Raw genomic sequence first — 17,965 nt, 5'->3', positions numbered from 1 at the left:
TAATAAAGGTGGGAACTACCGTAAAGGAGATTGAGGAATGAAAGTTTACGTTGCGCGACAACCAATTTTTGACCAACAATTACGCGTTTGCGGCTATGAATTGTTATATCGCCGCAGCGAAAATAATATCTTTGAGAATGTAGACGATTCGTTAGCAACGGCTGACGTCATTCATAATGCCTATCTTGTCTTCAATTTTCGGGAATTGACAGAGGGGACACGTGCGTTCATCAACTTTCCTCAGACGTTAATTGAAGGGGAGGTGCCATCGCTCCTTCCTCGCCAATCGCTCGTCGTCGAGGTGCTCGAACATGTTGAGCCGACAGAAAAAGTCTTGCAATCCCTACGTTCGTTAAGGCGTCAAGGTTATACCATCGCATTGGATGATTTCGTTTTTGAAGAGAAATACCGTCCCTTGATTGGACTTGCCGACATCATTAAAATCGATTATCAAGCGACCCCAGTCGATCAGCAACAAAAACTAATCGATGCACTTGGCCATCGGGTCGAATTTTTAGCAGAGAAAATTGAAACCCCGGCAGAGTACGAGATTGCGAAACGACTCGGATATAAGATGTTCCAAGGATACTTCTTTAGTCGTCCCATCGTGGTGCACGGGGCCGAAGTCCATCCGTTGCGTCACACGCTCAATGAAATATTAAAAGAGCTCGATCGTCCGGAACCGAGTTTTCGACGGATTTCAGCGCAAATTGAGCGAAGTGTCGACTTATCCTATAAGATGCTCCGTACGGTCAATACGGTGTATCAAAAAGGTCGTCGAACGGTTGAATCAATCGAGCAAGCCGTCGCACGAATCGGACTAGATGAGTTGAAACGATGGTCGTACTTGATGCTCTTACGGGAGATGCAGACGTCTGAATCGAAAGAACTGATCAAGCAGAGTGTCATCCGCGGAAAAATGATGGAGTTGATTGCGGAAGATACATTGACAAGTGTGTCACCATTCGACGCATTCATCACTGGAATTTTTTCGTCGCTCGATGTCATTCTCGATGAGGCGATGCAGACGTTGATTGCGGAGCTTCCGGTGACACCTCCTGTAAAGGCAGCGTTACTCGGTGAACAGAATAGTTTGCGAAAGTTGTTAGAGGATGTGATCGCCTACGAACAGTTGACGATTCCGCTCCATAACACAGATTCGGATTGGTCTCAATATTACGTTGAAGCGATCCGCTGGTCTCGTAGCCTTGACGAATCGATTGAATAATGTTTGAAATATGTGAGGGGCGTCAATTACTGTAGTAAGGCCTTACTGCTGATGACGTCCCTTTTGGTGTGCTTGTAGAGAAAGTGAGTTGATCGAATGGTTCGAACCGCTCGAAGCTTAAGACCCTAAGTCTTTTTTTCTCTAACATGACATGATATGATTAAAAATGGTACGAATTTTAGAAAAGAGGGGAATCGTCGATGATCAATACCGTATTTTCGCTAGCGATTTATGTCATAGCGATTTACGTCGCTTGGTGGGCACTGTTACCCGTCAAATGGGACAAGTTGCTCAATCAAGTGAGGAGCCCGCAGGCTGCTGTCTTGCGCGTTCTCGTAGCGGTTGTCTTCGGTTCGCTGATTGCCCAGTTCTTTTTGGAGTATATCCGATTGGCGCAGGCACTCGCACCTATACAGTAGTCGCAGAATATTTAACAAACTGTAATCCTGCTGTAACGACTCCTATATGAATATCATGTAGGATAAATTCGTCTGACATGGTGATTATTCGTTCCAATTGCACTTATTTATTTCATTTTTTATGGAATGAAAATCATCACGTTTTGCAAACCATTCTAATAATCGACATCATCACATCCGGAATCGGATATCGACGCACTATATAAAAAAACAATGAAGTTGGAGGACAAAGAGAGATATGAAGGATTTGATCGTAGTCCGTGGAGGACGTAAACTGTCAGGTACTGTGCGCGTTGAGGGAGCAAAAAACGCCGTACTCAAAACATTGGTTGCCACTCTGTTAGCTAGCGAAGGAAAGTCAATTTTACAAAACGTACCACGTCTTGCTGACGTGTACACGATTAACAAAGTACTTCGTCACCTCGGTGCAGAGGTATCGTTCAATGAAGAAAAGAATGAAGTAACTGTCGATGCGTCGGGCGACATCAAAGATGAAGCACCGCTTGAGTACGTGCGGAAGATGCGTGCTTCAATCCTCGTCATGGGATCTCTTCTTGCCCGTCTCGGTCACGCTCGTGTAGCGATGCCAGGCGGATGCTCAATCGGCTCACGTCCGATTGACCTCCACTTAAAAGGATTCGAAGCGATGGGCGCGAAAACGGTCATCGGGAACGGATTCGTGGAAGCTTCTGTAGAAGGGCGTCTCCAAGGTGCTAAAATCTACTTGGACTTCCCATCTGTTGGTGCGACAGAGAACATCATGATGGCAGCTGTACTTGCAGAGGGTACGACCATCATCGAGAACGTTGCAAAAGAACCTGAAATCGTCGACCTTGCGAACTTCTTAAACGGAATGGGCGCACACGTACGCGGTGCAGGAACTGAAACAATCCGCATCGAAGGTGTGGAAACGCTTCGCGGTGCAGAACACTCAATCATCCCAGACCGCATCGAAGCAGGTACGTTCCTCGTTGCAGGTGCCATCACAGGTAGTGACATCGAAGTCATCGGTGCGGAACGTGAACACCTTCGTCCACTCATTTCAAAAATGGAAGAAATGGGTGTCCACTTTGAGGATACAACTGAAGGCATGCGCGTCATGGCACCGGACGAATTGAAGCCGGTCGACGTGAAGACGATGCCACACCCTGGTTTCCCGACAGACATGCAGTCACAAATGATGGCACTCGTCTTGAAAGCGGGCGGCACATCTGTCATCACGGAAACGGTGTTTGAGAATCGCTTCATGCACGTGGAAGAGTTCCGCCGTATGAACGCGGACATTAAGATTGAAGGACGCTCGGCAATCGTCAAAGGTGGCGTACGCCTCCAGGGAGCGGAAGTTGTCGCAACGGACCTTCGTGCCGGAGCAGCACTTATTCTAGCAGGTCTCATCGCGGAAGAAGAGACACGCGTTGGAGATTTATATCATATCGACCGTGGATACGTTGACTTCCACAAGAAACTTCAAGCACTCGGTGCAGACATCGAGCGTATTGAAGGAACTGTCGAAGTTGCTGAAGAAATGGTTCAGAACTAAGAAACGAGTACGAATGAGAGGGCGAGGAGAGACTCTTCTCGCTCTTTTCAATGAAGAATCGAACGGAGGAACCTATACATCATGTTTTCAAAAGATATCGGGATTGATTTAGGGACAGCGAACGTTGTCATTCACGTCAAAGGGAAAGGAATCGTCTTAGACGAACCTTCAGTCGTTGCCATGAAACGCTCTACAGGGAAAGTACTAGCAGTCGGTTCAGAAGCGTATGAGATGGTTGGTCGTACACCTGGGGATATCGTGGCGATCCGTCCTCTCCGCGACGGAGTCATCGCCGATTTCGCCACAACAGAGGAAATGCTCCGTCACTTCATCGAGAAAATCCAAGTCCGTGGCTTCTTCGGGGGCATTCGCATGTTGATTTGTACCCCTGCGAACGTGACGCCGGTTGAAGCAAAAGCCATTCGTGAGGCTGCTGAAAAAGCAGGAGCGAAGGAAGTCTTCCTCGCCGTCGAACCGAAAGCGGCAGCTGTCGGTTCAGGCATGGACATTTGGAAGCCAGTCGGTCATATGATCATCGACATCGGTGGTGGGACGACAGACGTCGCCATCCTGTCGATGGGTGACATCGTCTGTGGTGAGACCATCAAGATTGCAGGGGATCGTTTCGATACGGATATCCTTCGTGCCATCAAAGAGAAGCACAAGCTCATCATCGGAGAACGTACGGCAGAACAAATCAAGAAAGAAATCGCAACGGTCTTCCCAGGAGGACGGAACGAATCGATGGACATTCGTGGACGTGACATGGTACGTGGATTGCCACGTACGGTGACCATTACATCAGAAGAGCTTCGTGAAGCGATGGCGGAATCAGCCAATGAAATCGTCGAAGCAGCGAAGCGTGTCCTTGAACAGACACCTCCTGAACTCGCAGCGGATATCATCGACCGCGGCATCATCATGACAGGTGGGGGGTCACTCCTTCACGGTCTTGACCAACTTGTCGCAGAACGCGTCATGTTGCCGGTCATGATGGCTGAGGAGCCGACACTCAGTGTTGCCCATGGAACGGGAATCATGCTCGAAAACTTAGATCGATTGAAATAAACAAACAAGCGACCGCGCGAGCGGTCGCTTGTTTTGTTTCAGACGCTATTAGGTTGTCTTTTCGCATAGGAGCGCAAGAAGATTATGCTCTGAATCTCGAAAGAAGCTCATCCACGTTTCTGTTGTGTCCATTTTGGCGACGAGATGAGGCTGATCGATGAAGGACACCCCTACATTTTTCAACTGAGCATAAGCGTCATCGATGGATTCAACACTCAAGTAAAGAATGGGACTCGATGTTGCGAAATCTTCATTTTCAGGAGGAGATAACATGAGGCGGATGCCACCGCAATTGAAAAACGCGAGCGTTCCCGCTTGGAAAAGAAGAGGTAGTTTCAGGATGTCTCGATAGAATGTGATCGCTCGATCTAACTCTTTGACGGGAATGTAGATTTGTCCAATACCTTGAATCAAGTTCATTCGAATCAGTCCTTTCAATCTGTAGTAGTTTGTGGAAGGGTGATATGTACAGAAGCAAGTAAAAAACTATCTCTATTATAATTGAAAACAGCTTATGGAATGGATTTATTCTGAGGAGAGTGAGATATAATGAAAGCAATAATCAAGGGAAGGGGAATCATGATGGCACCGATTCATTAATAAACTAAACAGGACAAACAAATAGAATCGGAGGACATGATGAACAAACCAATTACACTCATTACGGGCGTCAGTCGTAATCAAGGCATCGGAGCTGCGATTGCACGAAAACTAGCACATGAAGGGCACGACCTTTATTTGACACACTGGAGTCCGTTTGACGCGACCGACGGAATCGGGGAAGAGAGAGACTTCATCGAACGATTCGTTCAAGAGTTGACCGAACAGGGTGCCCGTGTCGAACATGAGGCGTATGACTTAGCCTCGGGTGACGAAGTCGGGCTACTTAATCGGATTGAAGCCAAGCTCGGGATTCCGAGCAGGCTGATTCATAACGCGACCTATGAGCGACACGTCAACGTCGCGAACTTTACGACCGACGTATTGAGTCGGCATTATAAAGTGAATAACGAAGGAACACTCGGACTCACCTTTGCATTTATCGAACGTTATAAACAAGCGGGATATCAAGACGGGCGAATCCTGTTCTTCGTTTCGGGAGGACCGGATGCGAACAACCTGGCCTACATCGCAACGAAAGGTGCATTGATTGCCATCACACCTGCGTTGGCGAACGAAGTAGGAGAATACGGCATTTCGGTGAATGCGCTCGATCCGGGCCCGACGGATACGGGGTGGATCAATGACGAACTTCGCGAACACTTGCTACCACTTTTTCCCTACAAGCGAGTGGGGACGCCTGAAGATACGGCTCGCTTCGTCGCTTTCCTGATGGGACCAGACGGCGCATGGGTAAATGGTCAACATCTTCACGTCGACGGAGGATTCACTGGGCGCTAATAGAGAACGTTTGATCGATACAGCAAGAAAAAGGCATCTCACTTCGACGGTGAGATGCCTTTTTCAATGCCATTTATAATCTTTATCAACAAATAAACGATTTTTGATTTCGGTCTTCGAAACAGAAGCGTCTTTCGCATCGAGCCATTCATAATAGTCACACACACAGGAGTCACCAAGCTCGATTGAATAGCCATTGTTGATTGTCTTTACCGTGATGTCTAGCTGATGTTCCGCCAATGTTTTCTTTAAGCGATAGATGGCATTATATACGTTGTGTAAGGCACGTTGTGGTTCGTCGATATCTGGATAAAGCGTTTCAGCGAGCACCCATTTGTTGATCACTTGTTTTCGGTGATAGACCAAATAAGCGAAGACCTCTTCTGTCTTTTGCGTTGGCCATTTGACAAGATTCCCATCTTGCGTCCGTACCGAAAATCGATCAAGGAGTTGAATGCGACAAGATTGATGCGCGTTTTTTTGTTGAATGGATTCATAACGTTGCACAATACGTGGGATGACGTTATGAATCATCTGCTCTGTGATCGGTTTTAACAAGTAATGCGTGGCATGCAGGTTGAACGCCTCAACGGCATACTGCTGATGGGCGGTCGTGAAGACGACTTGCGTCCGTTCGGGCAAGTAGGTTGCCAATTCGAGCCCGGTCATTTCAGGCATTTCGATATCCAAAAAGACGAGGTCGACCGGATGCTCTTGAATAAAGGTAAGGGCTTTAGTTGGGCTTTGGAACGAGCCTACCCACTCAAGAGAAGGCTCCTCTTTTACAATTCGCTCCATCATTCCTAAGAGATGATGTTCATCTTCAATTAAAATCGTACGCATTGATGTGATTCGTCCTTTCTTGTTTTGGTAAACGCAGATGAATGATGGTGCCTTTTTTTAAGGTAGAAGTTAAGTCAAACGTTGCACCATGAATGTGTTCGATTCGATTTTTAATATTGCAAATCCCAATCCCAGATGTTTTGTTTGATACGTCTACATCAAATCCACTTCCTGTATCTTGAACACGAATCACAATCATTCCGCCTTGTTCTTGAATGGAAAGGATAAGCCGTTTTTGACCAGGGTGTCGGTAGAGTCCATGTCGAACGGCATTCTCAACGAGTGGCTGAATCAATAACGGTGGGATGGAACAGTCTAAAAGAGATTCATCAATTTCTTTGACGACCTCGAACGAATCGCGAAACCGCGTCTGTTCAATGGCGAGATACGAGTCAATCATATCCACCTCTTGTCGAATGGAAATCTCGTTTTCCGTTCGACCATTTTCAAAAATGAAGCGGACGTAAGTGCTCAAATGACTGAGTAGACGAGCCGCATCAGGTGGAGACGTATAACAGAGTGCAATCACATTCCCAAACGTATTGTATAGGAAGTGAGGTTTGATTTGAGCATTAAAGAAGGACATCTCATGCTGAGAGGCCAGTGCTTCAACTTGTTGCTTTTTCTTTTTGTCCGTAGATAAGTGAATCGGTAGAAGTAAAAACATCAACAGGAAATAGATGATAGTAAACGTATTGGCGTACAGCTGCTGATTAGGCGATACGATGAACATCGACGTCATAATTCCGATATACCCGACGAGCTGGGCGAGCGTGAAAGTTAATAATTCTAGCGGATTGCCTGTTTTGTACTTTTCAAGAAGCCATCCGATGTTCAATCCGACCCAGAAGAACGTGATAAATAAAACGATCATCCATACGAAATATTCGAACACTTCGTAAACGGAAGAAGGCAAGAGGATGGCTAAACCAGTCAATCCGTACAGCGGATATCTCGAAATGGCTAAAAACCGGTCAAATGATACACGTTCCAAACATCTCGAAAATTCAATCAACATGATGATGCTCAGTAAGGCTGAACTTAACGTCAACTTGTCACTGCTGGAGATCCACATGCCGTCTCGAGACATGATGGAAAGACTCGTCAATAAAAAGAAGGCTGTCCCGAAACCGTACAAGCGTTCATTTCGGTGAAAGATATACACGATGGCATAGAACATGGCAATCAATAGTGAAATGAGCAACATGAAAAATTCGTAGCCAGCATAAGCATTTTGAGTGGTGATGATGGCATGTAACGGTCCGACCAATATACTTTCTTCGATAGGTGCGGAATTCCCTGCCTGTCGTTCATGTTGAATCGTCAGTCGGAATTGTTTTGTCTCATCATCGAGCAAAAGTAGAGACGGCTGTTCGACGAGGCGAGTGTTTCCGATTTGTGTCGTTTCGACAGCCTCCCCATCAATCAAAATCGTCGAGGATGATAGTGATTTTGGGATGAGTAAGGCATACGTTCCGGTTGGTAACGTGAGGTCGAGTTCATATGTGGATGCCCGATAAGGCGTTGTAAATGGAATGGTTCGATACGAGCGGCGATCAACTTGGTTAACAATTCCTGACTCATACCGCCATGAGCCGTCTAGTCGCAAAATCTCTTCGTCGACAGAAGAGGAGAGAAGAGAAGCTTCGCCCTTATTCACGGTAGCGATTGGGTTAATCGACTGATGTCGAATTAATAAAGTGAGACTGACGCCAATCAACATCACAAGGATGAAGATAAACGTCATTCGATTACGCGTCATGTGCACATTCCCTTCAATCTTTGTGAGTTTCTTGTGAGGTCCTTACGTTATTCTTCCTATTAGGTGAATGGATTTTTTTGAAGTGACTCTCCGTCTCATCATCGTACCCGAACTTTTTTTGTTTGAACAGAAAAAGTCATTCACCGTACGAAGTGAGGCATTCTAAGAGCGAAGGAAGAAGGCATTCCATGAAACGTTGGATTGAGCAACGCATTAGTCGACAAGTCTTGACGATTTTCTATATATTGATTGCTTTAGTGACGTTTACCTCGGTTGGGACCTATTTTTATACCCAACAGTCGATTCAAGAGACGACCGTCCAATTAGAACGAATCAGTGAGCAACGTGCACGGGCGACAGACTTGTTTGAAACGTGGCAATCGATGCAATATGAATTACGAGGGCACGTCCTGCTAGGAGAAAGTGCTCTATTAGAGGAAGTACGAGCAGCTCAAACGAACATTGATGAACAGACGACCTGGTTTGAAACACAAGCTAGCAACGAAGACGAGACACAGTTCGCAAAAGATGCGAGACTTCTCTTCTCGATATACACGACCCGTGTCATGCCGGCACTTGAACAATACGTGATCGCAAAACAAGCGGGAGAGATTGATGAATCCTTTCTACAAATGCGCACCGTCGGACAATTCATGCCGAAAAATGAAACGTCCACACAGACGCGTTTCAAACTAAATTCAAGTAGTGCCGCGGATATGAGTGCGAGTATCGTCGATATGGAATCTGTCTTTACCGATTACCGACAAAATCTTGATTTTCAGGAGAGCGAATTACGCGATGCGCTCTCGAAACAGTTAGTGAAGGCCCAGTGGATGTGGATCTTGATCCTACTCGGGGCACTCTTCTTGCTGTTTGTGGGATTACAGCCTTATATCCTAAGACTGACAAATCAATTACAGACACTCATGATGAACAGTGAGCGGCTTGCGAGTAATCCGAGCGCAACGCTCATTCCCATCAAACCATTAAAAAATGAAGTCGGGCAATTATCTAAAGCATTCAACGAGATGGCAACTTCACTTCGGAATCAACAAGATCAAGTAGACCTCGAACGTGAGAAGACTGCCCGGATTTTGCATACGATGCGCGACTCTATCGTCTACACGGAACTCAAAACGAATGAACGTTTTGGGAACAGTGCGCTCTTTGACTTATACGAACATCCGATTCCAACGACTGAACGGGGCAGTTTATACCCGATTGCGATGTATTACCCGATGTTCATGAATCAGATTGACGACAAAGAGGGACTAAATCAGTTCACGAAGCGTGCCAAAGAAGAAGGCATGTTCGACGAAACGTTCACGTATACGATGCAGGATGGTCAGAAAACGATTCGCATGTATGCCGAACCGATTGATCTTCAAAATGAACGCGCAGGTGTCATCTTCGTGTCACGAGATATTACCCAGGAAACAGAAATCAATCGCTTGAAAACGGAACTTGTGGCGACAGTATCCCATGAACTGCGGACGCCTCTTACCTCGATTCTCGGTTTTTCAGAACTACTCAAAAGCCGTCAATTGGAGAACGCGAAACGAGAACGCTATTTAGACATGATTGCGAGTGAGACGAAACGTCTCGAGCGCCTTGTCAGTGATTTGTTAGATGTTCAAAAAATGGAGGCAGGGATGGGAGCACCGGAATTTAAAGTGGAGAGTTTGTATGATTTACTATCTGACTTGCTAGAGATTCATGCAGGGTCGACGGAACATCATTTCTTCCATTTTGATTGTGACGAATCGCTATTCGTCGCAGGAGATCCGGCCCAATTGCGTCAAGTCTTCTCAAATATCCTGAACAATGCCATCAAATATTCACCAAACGGTGGGAATGTGACGGTCGATGTCACGTGTGAAGGTGATTCGATTCGAGTCGGAATCACGGACGAAGGGTTAGGTCTTTCTGAAGAAGATGCGACGCGAATCTTTGATAAGTTTTATCGTTCGGCCTCGGAAGAAAGTAAACGCATCGGTGGAACCGGATTAGGATTAGCGATCTGTAAAGAAATCGTTCAATTGCACGGTGGTACCATCTCTGTTCAATCTCAACTTGGAGAAGGAACGACGATGATTGTCGAGTTACCGATGGTCGATCATGTCAACGAAGAAAGTTCATCCTAATTTTGGGATGAACTTTTTTTGAAAAAACGGTGAATGTCACGCTCGTTTGGTACGATATAGAGAGTGAATCATGTTACAGGATGAAAGGAAGACGATTATGCTACGCGGATTATATACAGCAGCTGGAGCGATGAATGCCCTGCAGCGCCAACAAGAGATTTTGAGCAATAACCTTGGTAATGTGAGAACACCAGGCTTCAAAGCGTCTGACGGCGTGGTTCGTTCGTTCCCAGAGATGCTGCTCGCACAAGTCAGCAATCCGGATAACGCGAAATCGCGCGTGAAGGGAGAAGTAGGGACTTTATCGATGGGTGTTTATCTTCAAGAAACAATGCCTCGTTTCTCAGCTGGAAGTATCACTGAATCTGGTAGCCCGACCGACATTTATTTAAAGGCCCCTACCGATTTTACAGGAGCTCCGATGTTTGCAGTCGAACAAGGCGGCGAGACGTTATATACGACAAATGGACGCTTCTCAATCGATGAGGCGCTCTTCCTTCGTTCTGCGGACGGCGGCTATATCCTTTCTGACGAAGGAGAACGAATTCAACTTCCATCGAGTGAGTTTCAAGTAGGAAAAGATGGGACCATCACTTCTCTCGGACAAAATGTGGCGACGCTCGGCGCTTATCAAATCGATGACTTGACGACGCTTGAACAAGTCGGGAATGACTGGCGTGTGACGGGGGATGCGCCGGCACCGGCCCAGGTCGAAGTACTACAAGGATTTATTGAAGAAGCGAACGTCAACCTCGATCAGACGATGGCAGATTTGATGATGACGTATCGTCAGTTTGAAGCGAATCAAAAAGTCGTCCAAGCGTATGATAAAAGTGCCGAGCGAGCAATCGAAATCGCTCGTATTCGTTAAGGAGGAACACCATGCAGTCCATTTATAACTCGGTCAACTCGCTGTCGCAACTTCAACGTCAATTGGATGTGACCGGTCATAACATCGCGAACGTTGATACGGTCGGCTTCAAGCGCCAACAAGGGAACTTTGCTTCTCTGCTATCACAAGCGTATAACAATCAACCACGCCCTGAATTTGAAGTCGGACGAGACACACCGAACGGAATTCGAATCGGAGTCGGTGGACACGTCGCCGATATCACCCAGCAGTTCAACATCGGACAAGTGCGTACGACCGATCGCGGATTGGACGTCTTTTTGAAGGCGAGCCGTCAATTTTTCGTCGTGGACACACCGAATGGCGTTGGGGTGACACGAAGCGGAAACATGCAATTATCGGTCGGTGACGAGACGACGCTCGTCGATGTGAACGGTAATCCGCTTCTTGGGGATAACGGCAATCCGATCACGATGCCGAATGACGCAACGAATCATCGGATTCGTCAAGACGGTGTCGTCGTGGCGAGTGTGAACGGCGTGGAACAAGAGTTCGGACGTCTCGACATCGTGGAAGTCCGAAACACGTCGGAATTACGTCCACTCGGAGATAACGTGTTTGCAGCGGATTTGGAGACCGAAGTGGATCGTCCGCTCGGAAATCTGTTGATTGAAGGGACACTAGAATCGTCTAACGTCGATTTGACAAAAGAAATGACGGATATGACGATTACGCAACGAGCGTATCAAATGAACTCACGTGCTCTTTCGATGAGTGATCAAATGATGGGCCTCGTCACGGCATTACGACCATAACGCATACCGCTTCTCAAGCCGAGAAGCGGCTTTTTTATAGTAAGGAGGGGAACGGGCGATGCGGATTGTGGTCGCGATGGATTCATTCAAAGGCTCACTTTCGAGTGGGGAAGCCAATCAAGCGGTCAGTCGAGCACTTGTAGGTCATGATGTCACGTGCATTCCGATTTCTGATGGGGGAGAAGGATTTTTGGACGCCTGGCTTGCGATGCATGCGGATGGGACCGTCATAGAAGAAAACATCATGTGTTTGGACGGGACACATCGCGTTGCACGCTTCGGTTTCGATCCGTCAACGCGGCATGCGGTCATCGAAGTGGCGGAAACGACAGGACTGACGCTCCTCTCCCACGTCGATCCTTGGCGCTACAGTTCAGTCGGAGTCGGGCATCAGATCGTTCAAGCGCTAGAGCGAGGAGCGACGGTCATCACGATTGGACTTGGAGGAAGCGGGACGATAGATGGTGGAAAAGGGATGCTTGAAGTGCTAGGGATTCGTTTCCTTGATGCGTCGGGGAGCGTCCTTCCATCCATCCCGCATCGACTTCAAGACGTAAGATCCATTGATTGGTCGGGACTCGATCCGAGGGTACGTGAGGTCGAGTGGCGAATCGCATCCGATGTACAGAACCCATTGATTGGTGAAAGCGGGGCAGCGTATGTGTTTGGACCCCAGAAAGGGTTGGCGGTAGATGGAGTGAGGCGATACGACCGGATTCTCGATTACTACGCGAACTGTTTTGAAATGGATAAAAGAGCATTTCCTGGAGCAGGAGCAGCTGGCGGTATCGGCTTTGCGCTATTGCAGCTTGGCGCAACCTATGTGAGTGGTATCGAAGAAGTAGTCAGGTGGTCAAAATTTGAAGAGCAAATCAAGAGCGCAGATTGGCTCATCACCGGTGAAGGGAAATTTGATGCGCAGAGTCTTGAAGGAAAGGCCCCTTACGGCTTGGCGCGGCTTGCGCATGCGCATGGAGTTCCGACACTTGTTTTCACCGGACAGTCTGACTTCACCTCTCATCTAGAATCTGGAATCATCGCAATATTCCCGATCGTGTCGAGGATTATGACGTTAGAAGAAGCGATTTGGGAAGCAGCTCCACTATTGACGAATGCGGTCCAACGCGTACGTCATGTCATTGAAAAGGCGCCTCGACAGTAGTCGGGCGCCTTCGCATTCATAAAGAACGATCTTTTAGCAGATCACGAATCTCGGTCAACAACTGCTCTTCTTTAGTAGGGGTTGGGGCAACGGCCTCCTCGACTTCTTTCTCACGTTGCAGACGATTGATCACTTTGACAATCAAGAAGAGCGCGATGGCGATCAAGAAGAACGAGACGATTTGTTGAATAAAATTGCCGTATAGGACATCAACACCTAATACACTCGCTTTTAAGCTAGAAAAATCGATTCCTCCGATAATGATTCCGAGAAGCGGCATAAAAATATCGTTGACGAGTGAGTTGACGATTGCTGTGAAGGCAGCCCCTAATACGACAGCGATGGCTAAGTCGATGACATTCCCTCGCATCGCAAACTTTTTAAATTCTTTCCACATAGACAAACCTCCTGACATTGAATAGATTAAGCGTATCATATTTAGAGCGAAAGGAAAAAATCGTTCGCCTTCTGTCAGGGAAGGATGCTTGTTCGGCATTTGTGCATAGGGTACACTAAAAAGGTAGCAATTTACGCATTTTAATACCAGGTACTAATATGATATAATCATTTTAGCTGAAAGGATGGTTGGACGTGGCGAACGATGAACAAACAAGTTCGGAAGAACAAAAAGGTTCACCAGAACAAGAGACGGAGCAGAAAAAACGATCGCGATTATCAAATCATCGCCGATTCCCGATTTTACTCCGGGTCCTCGTTGTTTTAGTGTTGGCAATCGCAATGCTCGCCATTGGAGCGATTATTGGGTATAGCGTCATTGGCGGAGGGGACTGGAAAGATGTGTTTGATATCGAAACCTGGCGCCATATCACCGATTTTTGGCTAACCTCTTAAAGGCGGTGGATGGATGTATACAATTGAGCAAATTAAAGAAGTGATCCCACACAGATACCCGTTTCTATTGATTGATCGAATTATTGAAGTCGAAGAAAAGAAACGTGCTGTCGGATTAAAAAATGTCACGGCGAACGAAGAGTTCTTTAACGGGCATTTCCCAGACTATAACGTCATGCCAGGCGTCTTGATTGTTGAGGCACTCGCTCAGGTCGGTGCTTTTGCGATGTTGAAAGACGAATCGAATCGAGGCAAGCTTGCCTTTTTCGCAGGGATTGACAACTGTCGTTTCAAACGCCAAGTCGTCCCAGGTGATCAGCTTCGCCTCGAGGTAGAAATCATGAAAATACGTGGTCCGATCGGTAAAGGACGTGCCGTGGCTACGGTCGATGGAGAAGTTGCTTGTGAAGCAGAACTCACTTTCGCCTTGAAGTAAGGAGAAATGGGATGCGTGCTTTAGTCATTGTATTACTAGTCGGCTTAATGACGATTGTGGGCTGTCAACAATTTCAAACAAAAGAGTCGAACGATGAGAATGTTGTATATGAGCAAAACGTGGGAGAGACGATGATTGAGAAACGGGCTGGGCAGTCCGATGCGATGGCGGTCTCACTTGAACGGACGAACAACACGACGATGCTCTTCACGATTCGTATGCTTGAAAATCGCCGTCTCGATCCGACAACGGTCATGAGTTATGAGGTCGAAGGTGAACGAGTCGCGATTCCATTTGGGGAACTGATTGCAGAGCGGGAAGAAGATATTCGTACGTATGAATATCAAACAGATGTCGATCCTGATTTGTTCATCTCCGAAACTCTGCCACTCTTCCATCTCGTAGAGGAAGGCGAAGCAGAGGTCACGATTCCACTTGAAGTCATTGATTCGACAAATATGAAGTAGAAACAGACGATTTTGTCGAAAATCGTCTGTTTTTTTGTGGAGATATACTCAAATCCATCCGATAAATAAAGCAAGGAAAAAATGGAGGGATTAGAATGAAACAAAAATCGCAATCGTTGCAAACACGGATTTTAGCAGCGATGTTAGTCTTTGTCACCTTGCTCATAATCGCATTCGGAGTAGTGCAATATTTCAGTGCGAAACATGCTGTACTCAGTACGTTGCATGAAGCTATGATTGAAGATGGAGAGCGAATTAGTGCTGAACTAGATGCTGACACGTATGCCGAATTTATGACGAATCCAGTCAAGGGTGAGCAATTCGAACAACTGCGAGAATATTTAAATACATATCGTCAACAAATCGGAGCCATGTATCTATATACGCTTGCTACGGAGGGCGAAGAAGTACAAATCATTGTTGATGGCATGAGTCCAGAAGAAGCAGCTGACATCGGTACCCCAACGACAGCGATGACATTTGGAGGAGCAGAAGCCGCATTTAAAGGAGAAACGGTCACGACCAATGTGATCGATGACGCGGAGTATGGCAAGTACGTTACGATCCTTGTTCCAATCAAACGAGGCGATGAGGTAATCGGAGTACTCGGAATCGACAAGGCCGCCACTGAAATCGAAGCCATTACAGGTGATGTCTTGAAGGAGAGCTTACCTCCAATCTTGATCGGACTTCTCATTTTACTTGCCGTATCCGGAGTTATCATTTGGCGCTACCTCGGTTGGAAGTTGAATCCACTCCGATCACTGGAGCGAGTGGCGACATCGATTGCTGCAGGAGACTTGGCGACTGCGACAACAGAGGTTGAAAACATTCAATTGAAATCAAATGACGAAATCAAACGTTTGACAGTCTCGATGGACAAGATGACCCATATGTTAAAAGATTTGATTTCCGGAATTCAAACGTCGGCACAAACGGTACGGGATGAGAGTGGGAACGTCTCGGGTATTTCAGAAGAGGTGAATGATGCCTCTCGTCAAATCGCCTATACGATGGAAGAAATCGCAAGTGGCGTGGAAAACCAAAGCGTCTTGACGATGCGCTTGTACGAACATATGAACGAATTCTCGAGTCTCGTCGAACAGACGACGTCAGACGGGGAACAAGTGAGCGAGCAGGCGGAAGTCGTCAGTCGGGTGACGATGGACGGTCTCCATTACATGGAGAATGCCGTTCACAAGATGACACATATCCATGCGCAAGTAAAAACATCACAAGGACAAGTGCGCGATTTTGAACAGCAAGCGGACGAAGTGACGGAACTGGTCACAATGATTCGTCAAATCTCACAACAGACAAACTTGCTTGCTTTGAACGCAGCAATCGAAGCCGCCCGTGCCGGCGAGCATGGAAAAGGATTTGCGGTCGTCGCATCGGAGATTCGCAAACTTTCGGACAGTGTTGCCGAGTCTGTCAGTGAAATTTCAGAAATCGTCGGAAGCGTCAAACAGAACTCGATTGCACTCGGTCAAACCTTCACAGAAAGTATGACGGCTGCAGAGGAAGGCAAAGCGACGCTTGAATCAACGAAGCGAGCCTTCACGGAAATTGAACAGAGCGTTCGTCATATGCAACAGTTGACGGGTTCGATGCGCGGTCAACTCGATCGAGTGAAGACGAACCAGGACCACATTCAACATGGATTGTCTGAAATCGCCTCAATCTCAGAAGAGAGTACGGCCGGAAACGAGGAAGTGGCCGCTTCGACAGAACAGATGTCGGCGACGAGCGAAACGATGAATCGCCTCGTCAAAGATTTATCGAGCACGGCAGAAGACATGCAACGAATGAGTCAACAGTTCAAGTTATAAACAGTCTCACTTCAGACAGACCTCTCGTGCGTCCGCTATAATGGGCTCAAGGGAGGTTTTTTCATGCAACAATTCTCTAGTGAACTGACACAATTTCGGGGAAGTCATTATGACTTCGGACGATTTCAAGGGAAATATATTAAGCGAAGCCAACTACTCGAGAATCGGACGGACCAATGGAAACTGCGCGTCCCCCGATTTGAGATTGATGCGGTAGAGGCGAAAGCTGCCTTTGATGAATTTGCCCCGAAGATTTGGGAAGAGTTGATTGGGCTTCAAGATGAACTCAAACTGTCTCTCAACGATACGTTGCTCCATTTCGGACATTTCCGCGTCAATAATCCAATCAGTGGATGTTCGATTTTGACCGGAGACAATTTCCTTGTCCGGAATTACGACTATCACCCGATGACATATGACGGTCGCTACAACGTCTTTCAACCGGATGACGGGTACGCGGTCATCGGACCGGTCTCTCGCGTCACCGGACGTATGGACGGGATGAATGAAAAAGGGCTCGCCATGGGCTATAACTTCATCAATCGTCGTCGACCGGGGGACGGATTCGTCTGCCAGATGATCGGTCGAATTATTCTTGAAACGTGCGCGACCGTGGAAGAAGCGGTCGATTTATTAAAAGAGATTCCACACAGAGGGTCATTCACGTATGTTGTCCATGACAAGTCGTCGAAGACACGCGTGATTGAGGCGACACCACGAGATATACAAGTACGAGAATCCAATATATGTACCAACCATTTCGAACTACTGCAACACGAGAATCGCTATCATCTCGATGATTCCACGCGTCGCATGATGGAAATCAAGGTCGTGCAACACTTGATTCAAGATGCAGAGAGCGCGTTTCGTCTCATGAACGACACTGACAAAGGAGTCTTTTCAGAATTGTACAAGAGCTGGGCGGGGACGATTCATACAGCAGCCTATTTTCCGGAAACGCTCGAGACGTGGTTCGCGCTAGGCGGAGACCGCGATCCGGTCATCTTTGATTTCCAAAAATGGCTCGATGGGGAAGACTTCGACATCCATGCGCTTGACGGGGAACTGGCGACAGATATCGAGTTTGCGAACACGGTCCAATTGTGGCGCTGACGTTTGTCAGTGCTTTTTTTCGATAATCGGGAA

18 protein-coding genes are annotated in these 17,965 nt (G+C 47.1%); 14 read left to right on the top strand and 4 right to left on the bottom strand.

The annotated features are described in order from the left end of the window. The first annotated feature begins 37 nt into the window (after positions 1-37). From KNO94_RS11330 to mreB, 4 genes are all read left to right on the top strand, one after another. Positions 38-1,228: an EAL and HDOD domain-containing protein gene (locus KNO94_RS11330; RefSeq protein ID WP_214779781.1), complete on the top strand. Its 1,191-nt coding sequence runs from the start codon at positions 38-40 to the stop codon at positions 1,226-1,228. A 200-nt stretch (positions 1,229-1,428) separates the two neighbouring features. Beyond that, a complete protein-coding gene (locus tag KNO94_RS11325; RefSeq protein WP_214742082.1) occupies positions 1,429-1,647 on the top strand; it encodes a DUF1146 family protein in 219 nt (72 codons plus the stop codon). Between the two features lie 238 nt (positions 1,648-1,885). Next, entirely contained in the window at positions 1,886-3,187 is a 1,302-nt protein-coding gene (murA, locus tag KNO94_RS11320; RefSeq protein ID WP_214779779.1) for a UDP-N-acetylglucosamine 1-carboxyvinyltransferase, read from the top strand. Positions 3,188-3,268: 81 nt separating this feature from the next. Continuing rightward, the gene (gene mreB / locus KNO94_RS11315; RefSeq protein ID WP_214779777.1) at positions 3,269-4,255 is read left to right on the top strand and encodes a rod shape-determining protein; all 987 of its coding nucleotides are present in this window, start codon (positions 3,269-3,271) and stop codon (positions 4,253-4,255) included. Between the two features lie 48 nt (positions 4,256-4,303). Here mreB and KNO94_RS11310 read toward each other — a convergent pair whose 3' ends face one another. Beyond that, entirely contained in the window at positions 4,304-4,675 is a 372-nt protein-coding gene (locus KNO94_RS11310; protein WP_251125952.1) for a VOC family protein, read from the bottom strand. Positions 4,676-4,894: 219 nt separating this feature from the next. Between KNO94_RS11310 and KNO94_RS11305 the strand changes: the two genes are divergently transcribed. Further along, positions 4,895-5,656 (top strand): SDR family oxidoreductase, encoded by a 762-nt coding sequence (locus tag KNO94_RS11305; RefSeq protein WP_214779775.1) that lies wholly within the window; start codon positions 4,895-4,897, stop codon positions 5,654-5,656. Between the two features lie 63 nt (positions 5,657-5,719). Here the strand turns inward: KNO94_RS11305 and KNO94_RS11300 are convergent, their stop codons facing one another. Next, on the bottom strand, positions 5,720-6,499 hold the full coding sequence (locus KNO94_RS11300) for a response regulator (RefSeq protein ID WP_214779774.1): 780 nt from the start codon (positions 6,497-6,499) through the stop codon (positions 5,720-5,722). Further along, on the bottom strand, positions 6,480-8,261 hold the full coding sequence (locus KNO94_RS11295) for a sensor histidine kinase (RefSeq protein WP_214779772.1): 1,782 nt from the start codon (positions 8,259-8,261) through the stop codon (positions 6,480-6,482). Before KNO94_RS11295 ends, KNO94_RS11300 begins: the two co-directional genes overlap by 20 nt. A gap of 188 nt (positions 8,262-8,449) precedes the next feature. On the opposite strand from KNO94_RS11295, the gene KNO94_RS11290 reads away from it, so the two are divergent. The 4 genes from KNO94_RS11290 (at position 8,450) to KNO94_RS11275 (ending at position 13,232) form a co-directional block, all read left to right on the top strand. Further along, positions 8,450-10,405: a HAMP domain-containing sensor histidine kinase gene (locus KNO94_RS11290; RefSeq protein WP_214779763.1), complete on the top strand. Its 1,956-nt coding sequence runs from the start codon at positions 8,450-8,452 to the stop codon at positions 10,403-10,405. 97 nt (positions 10,406-10,502) lie between these two features. After that, the gene (locus KNO94_RS11285; RefSeq protein WP_214779761.1) at positions 10,503-11,276 is read left to right on the top strand and encodes a flagellar hook-basal body protein; all 774 of its coding nucleotides are present in this window, start codon (positions 10,503-10,505) and stop codon (positions 11,274-11,276) included. A gap of 11 nt (positions 11,277-11,287) precedes the next feature. Next, the gene (locus KNO94_RS11280; protein ID WP_214742076.1) at positions 11,288-12,070 is read left to right on the top strand and encodes a flagellar hook-basal body protein; all 783 of its coding nucleotides are present in this window, start codon (positions 11,288-11,290) and stop codon (positions 12,068-12,070) included. A gap of 58 nt (positions 12,071-12,128) precedes the next feature. Further along, positions 12,129-13,232: a glycerate kinase family protein gene (locus KNO94_RS11275; protein WP_214779759.1), complete on the top strand. Its 1,104-nt coding sequence runs from the start codon at positions 12,129-12,131 to the stop codon at positions 13,230-13,232. A 16-nt stretch (positions 13,233-13,248) separates the two neighbouring features. Here the strand turns inward: KNO94_RS11275 and mscL are convergent, their stop codons facing one another. Beyond that, on the bottom strand, positions 13,249-13,629 hold the full coding sequence (mscL, locus tag KNO94_RS11270; protein WP_214779757.1) for a large conductance mechanosensitive channel protein MscL: 381 nt from the start codon (positions 13,627-13,629) through the stop codon (positions 13,249-13,251). Positions 13,630-13,823: 194 nt separating this feature from the next. Between mscL and KNO94_RS11265 the strand changes: the two genes are divergently transcribed. The 5 genes from KNO94_RS11265 (at position 13,824) to KNO94_RS11245 (ending at position 17,932) form a co-directional block, all read left to right on the top strand. Then, positions 13,824-14,084: a DNA-directed RNA polymerase subunit beta gene (locus KNO94_RS11265; RefSeq protein WP_214779755.1), complete on the top strand. Its 261-nt coding sequence runs from the start codon at positions 13,824-13,826 to the stop codon at positions 14,082-14,084. Positions 14,085-14,097: 13 nt separating this feature from the next. Then, positions 14,098-14,520 (top strand): 3-hydroxyacyl-ACP dehydratase FabZ, encoded by a 423-nt coding sequence (gene fabZ / locus KNO94_RS11260; protein ID WP_031422282.1) that lies wholly within the window; start codon positions 14,098-14,100, stop codon positions 14,518-14,520. Between the two features lie 11 nt (positions 14,521-14,531). Continuing rightward, positions 14,532-14,987: a hypothetical protein gene (locus tag KNO94_RS11255; RefSeq protein ID WP_214779753.1), complete on the top strand. Its 456-nt coding sequence runs from the start codon at positions 14,532-14,534 to the stop codon at positions 14,985-14,987. 95 nt (positions 14,988-15,082) lie between these two features. Next, a complete protein-coding gene (locus KNO94_RS11250; protein ID WP_214779751.1) occupies positions 15,083-16,819 on the top strand; it encodes a methyl-accepting chemotaxis protein in 1,737 nt (578 codons plus the stop codon). 63 nt (positions 16,820-16,882) lie between these two features. Continuing rightward, positions 16,883-17,932 carry a C45 family autoproteolytic acyltransferase/hydrolase gene (locus KNO94_RS11245; RefSeq protein WP_214779749.1) on the top strand — a complete coding sequence of 350 codons (1,050 nt, stop codon included), beginning with the start codon at positions 16,883-16,885 and terminating at the stop codon, positions 17,930-17,932. Positions 17,933-17,965: the final 33 nt, after the last annotated feature.

The sequence above is a fragment of the Exiguobacterium sp. s22 genome, from assembly GCF_018617455.1.
Taxonomy (GTDB): Bacteria; Bacillota; Bacilli; order Exiguobacteriales; family Exiguobacteriaceae; genus Exiguobacterium.
The sequence above is the reverse complement of the archived record's forward strand: the minus strand, read 5'-3'. Positions and strand labels throughout refer to the sequence as shown.

Excerpts from the sequence above, each read along its gene's own strand:
- KNO94_RS11330 (WP_214779781.1), top strand. The coding sequence starts at position 38 with ATGAAAGTTTACGTTGCGCGACAACCAATTTTTGACCAACAATTACGC.
- mscL (WP_214779757.1), bottom strand. The coding sequence starts at position 13,629 with ATGTGGAAAGAATTTAAAAAGTTTGCGATGCGAGGGAATGTCATCGAC.
- KNO94_RS11305 (WP_214779775.1), top strand. The coding sequence starts at position 4,895 with ATGAACAAACCAATTACACTCATTACGGGCGTCAGTCGTAATCAAGGC.
- KNO94_RS11280 (WP_214742076.1), top strand. The coding sequence starts at position 11,288 with ATGCAGTCCATTTATAACTCGGTCAACTCGCTGTCGCAACTTCAACGT.
- fabZ (WP_031422282.1), top strand. The coding sequence starts at position 14,098 with ATGTATACAATTGAGCAAATTAAAGAAGTGATCCCACACAGATACCCG.
- KNO94_RS11325 (WP_214742082.1), top strand. The coding sequence starts at position 1,429 with ATGATCAATACCGTATTTTCGCTAGCGATTTATGTCATAGCGATTTAC.
- KNO94_RS11295 (WP_214779772.1), bottom strand. The coding sequence starts at position 8,261 with ATGACGCGTAATCGAATGACGTTTATCTTCATCCTTGTGATGTTGATT.
- KNO94_RS11300 (WP_214779774.1), bottom strand. The coding sequence starts at position 6,499 with ATGCGTACGATTTTAATTGAAGATGAACATCATCTCTTAGGAATGATG.
- KNO94_RS11310 (WP_251125952.1), bottom strand. The coding sequence starts at position 4,675 with ATGAACTTGATTCAAGGTATTGGACAAATCTACATTCCCGTCAAAGAG.
- KNO94_RS11255 (WP_214779753.1), top strand. The coding sequence starts at position 14,532 with ATGCGTGCTTTAGTCATTGTATTACTAGTCGGCTTAATGACGATTGTG.
- murA (WP_214779779.1), top strand. The coding sequence starts at position 1,886 with ATGAAGGATTTGATCGTAGTCCGTGGAGGACGTAAACTGTCAGGTACT.
- KNO94_RS11275 (WP_214779759.1), top strand. The coding sequence starts at position 12,129 with ATGCGGATTGTGGTCGCGATGGATTCATTCAAAGGCTCACTTTCGAGT.
- KNO94_RS11290 (WP_214779763.1), top strand. The coding sequence starts at position 8,450 with ATGAAACGTTGGATTGAGCAACGCATTAGTCGACAAGTCTTGACGATT.
- KNO94_RS11285 (WP_214779761.1), top strand. The coding sequence starts at position 10,503 with ATGCTACGCGGATTATATACAGCAGCTGGAGCGATGAATGCCCTGCAG.
- KNO94_RS11245 (WP_214779749.1), top strand. The coding sequence starts at position 16,883 with ATGCAACAATTCTCTAGTGAACTGACACAATTTCGGGGAAGTCATTAT.
- mreB (WP_214779777.1), top strand. The coding sequence starts at position 3,269 with ATGTTTTCAAAAGATATCGGGATTGATTTAGGGACAGCGAACGTTGTC.
- KNO94_RS11250 (WP_214779751.1), top strand. The coding sequence starts at position 15,083 with ATGAAACAAAAATCGCAATCGTTGCAAACACGGATTTTAGCAGCGATG.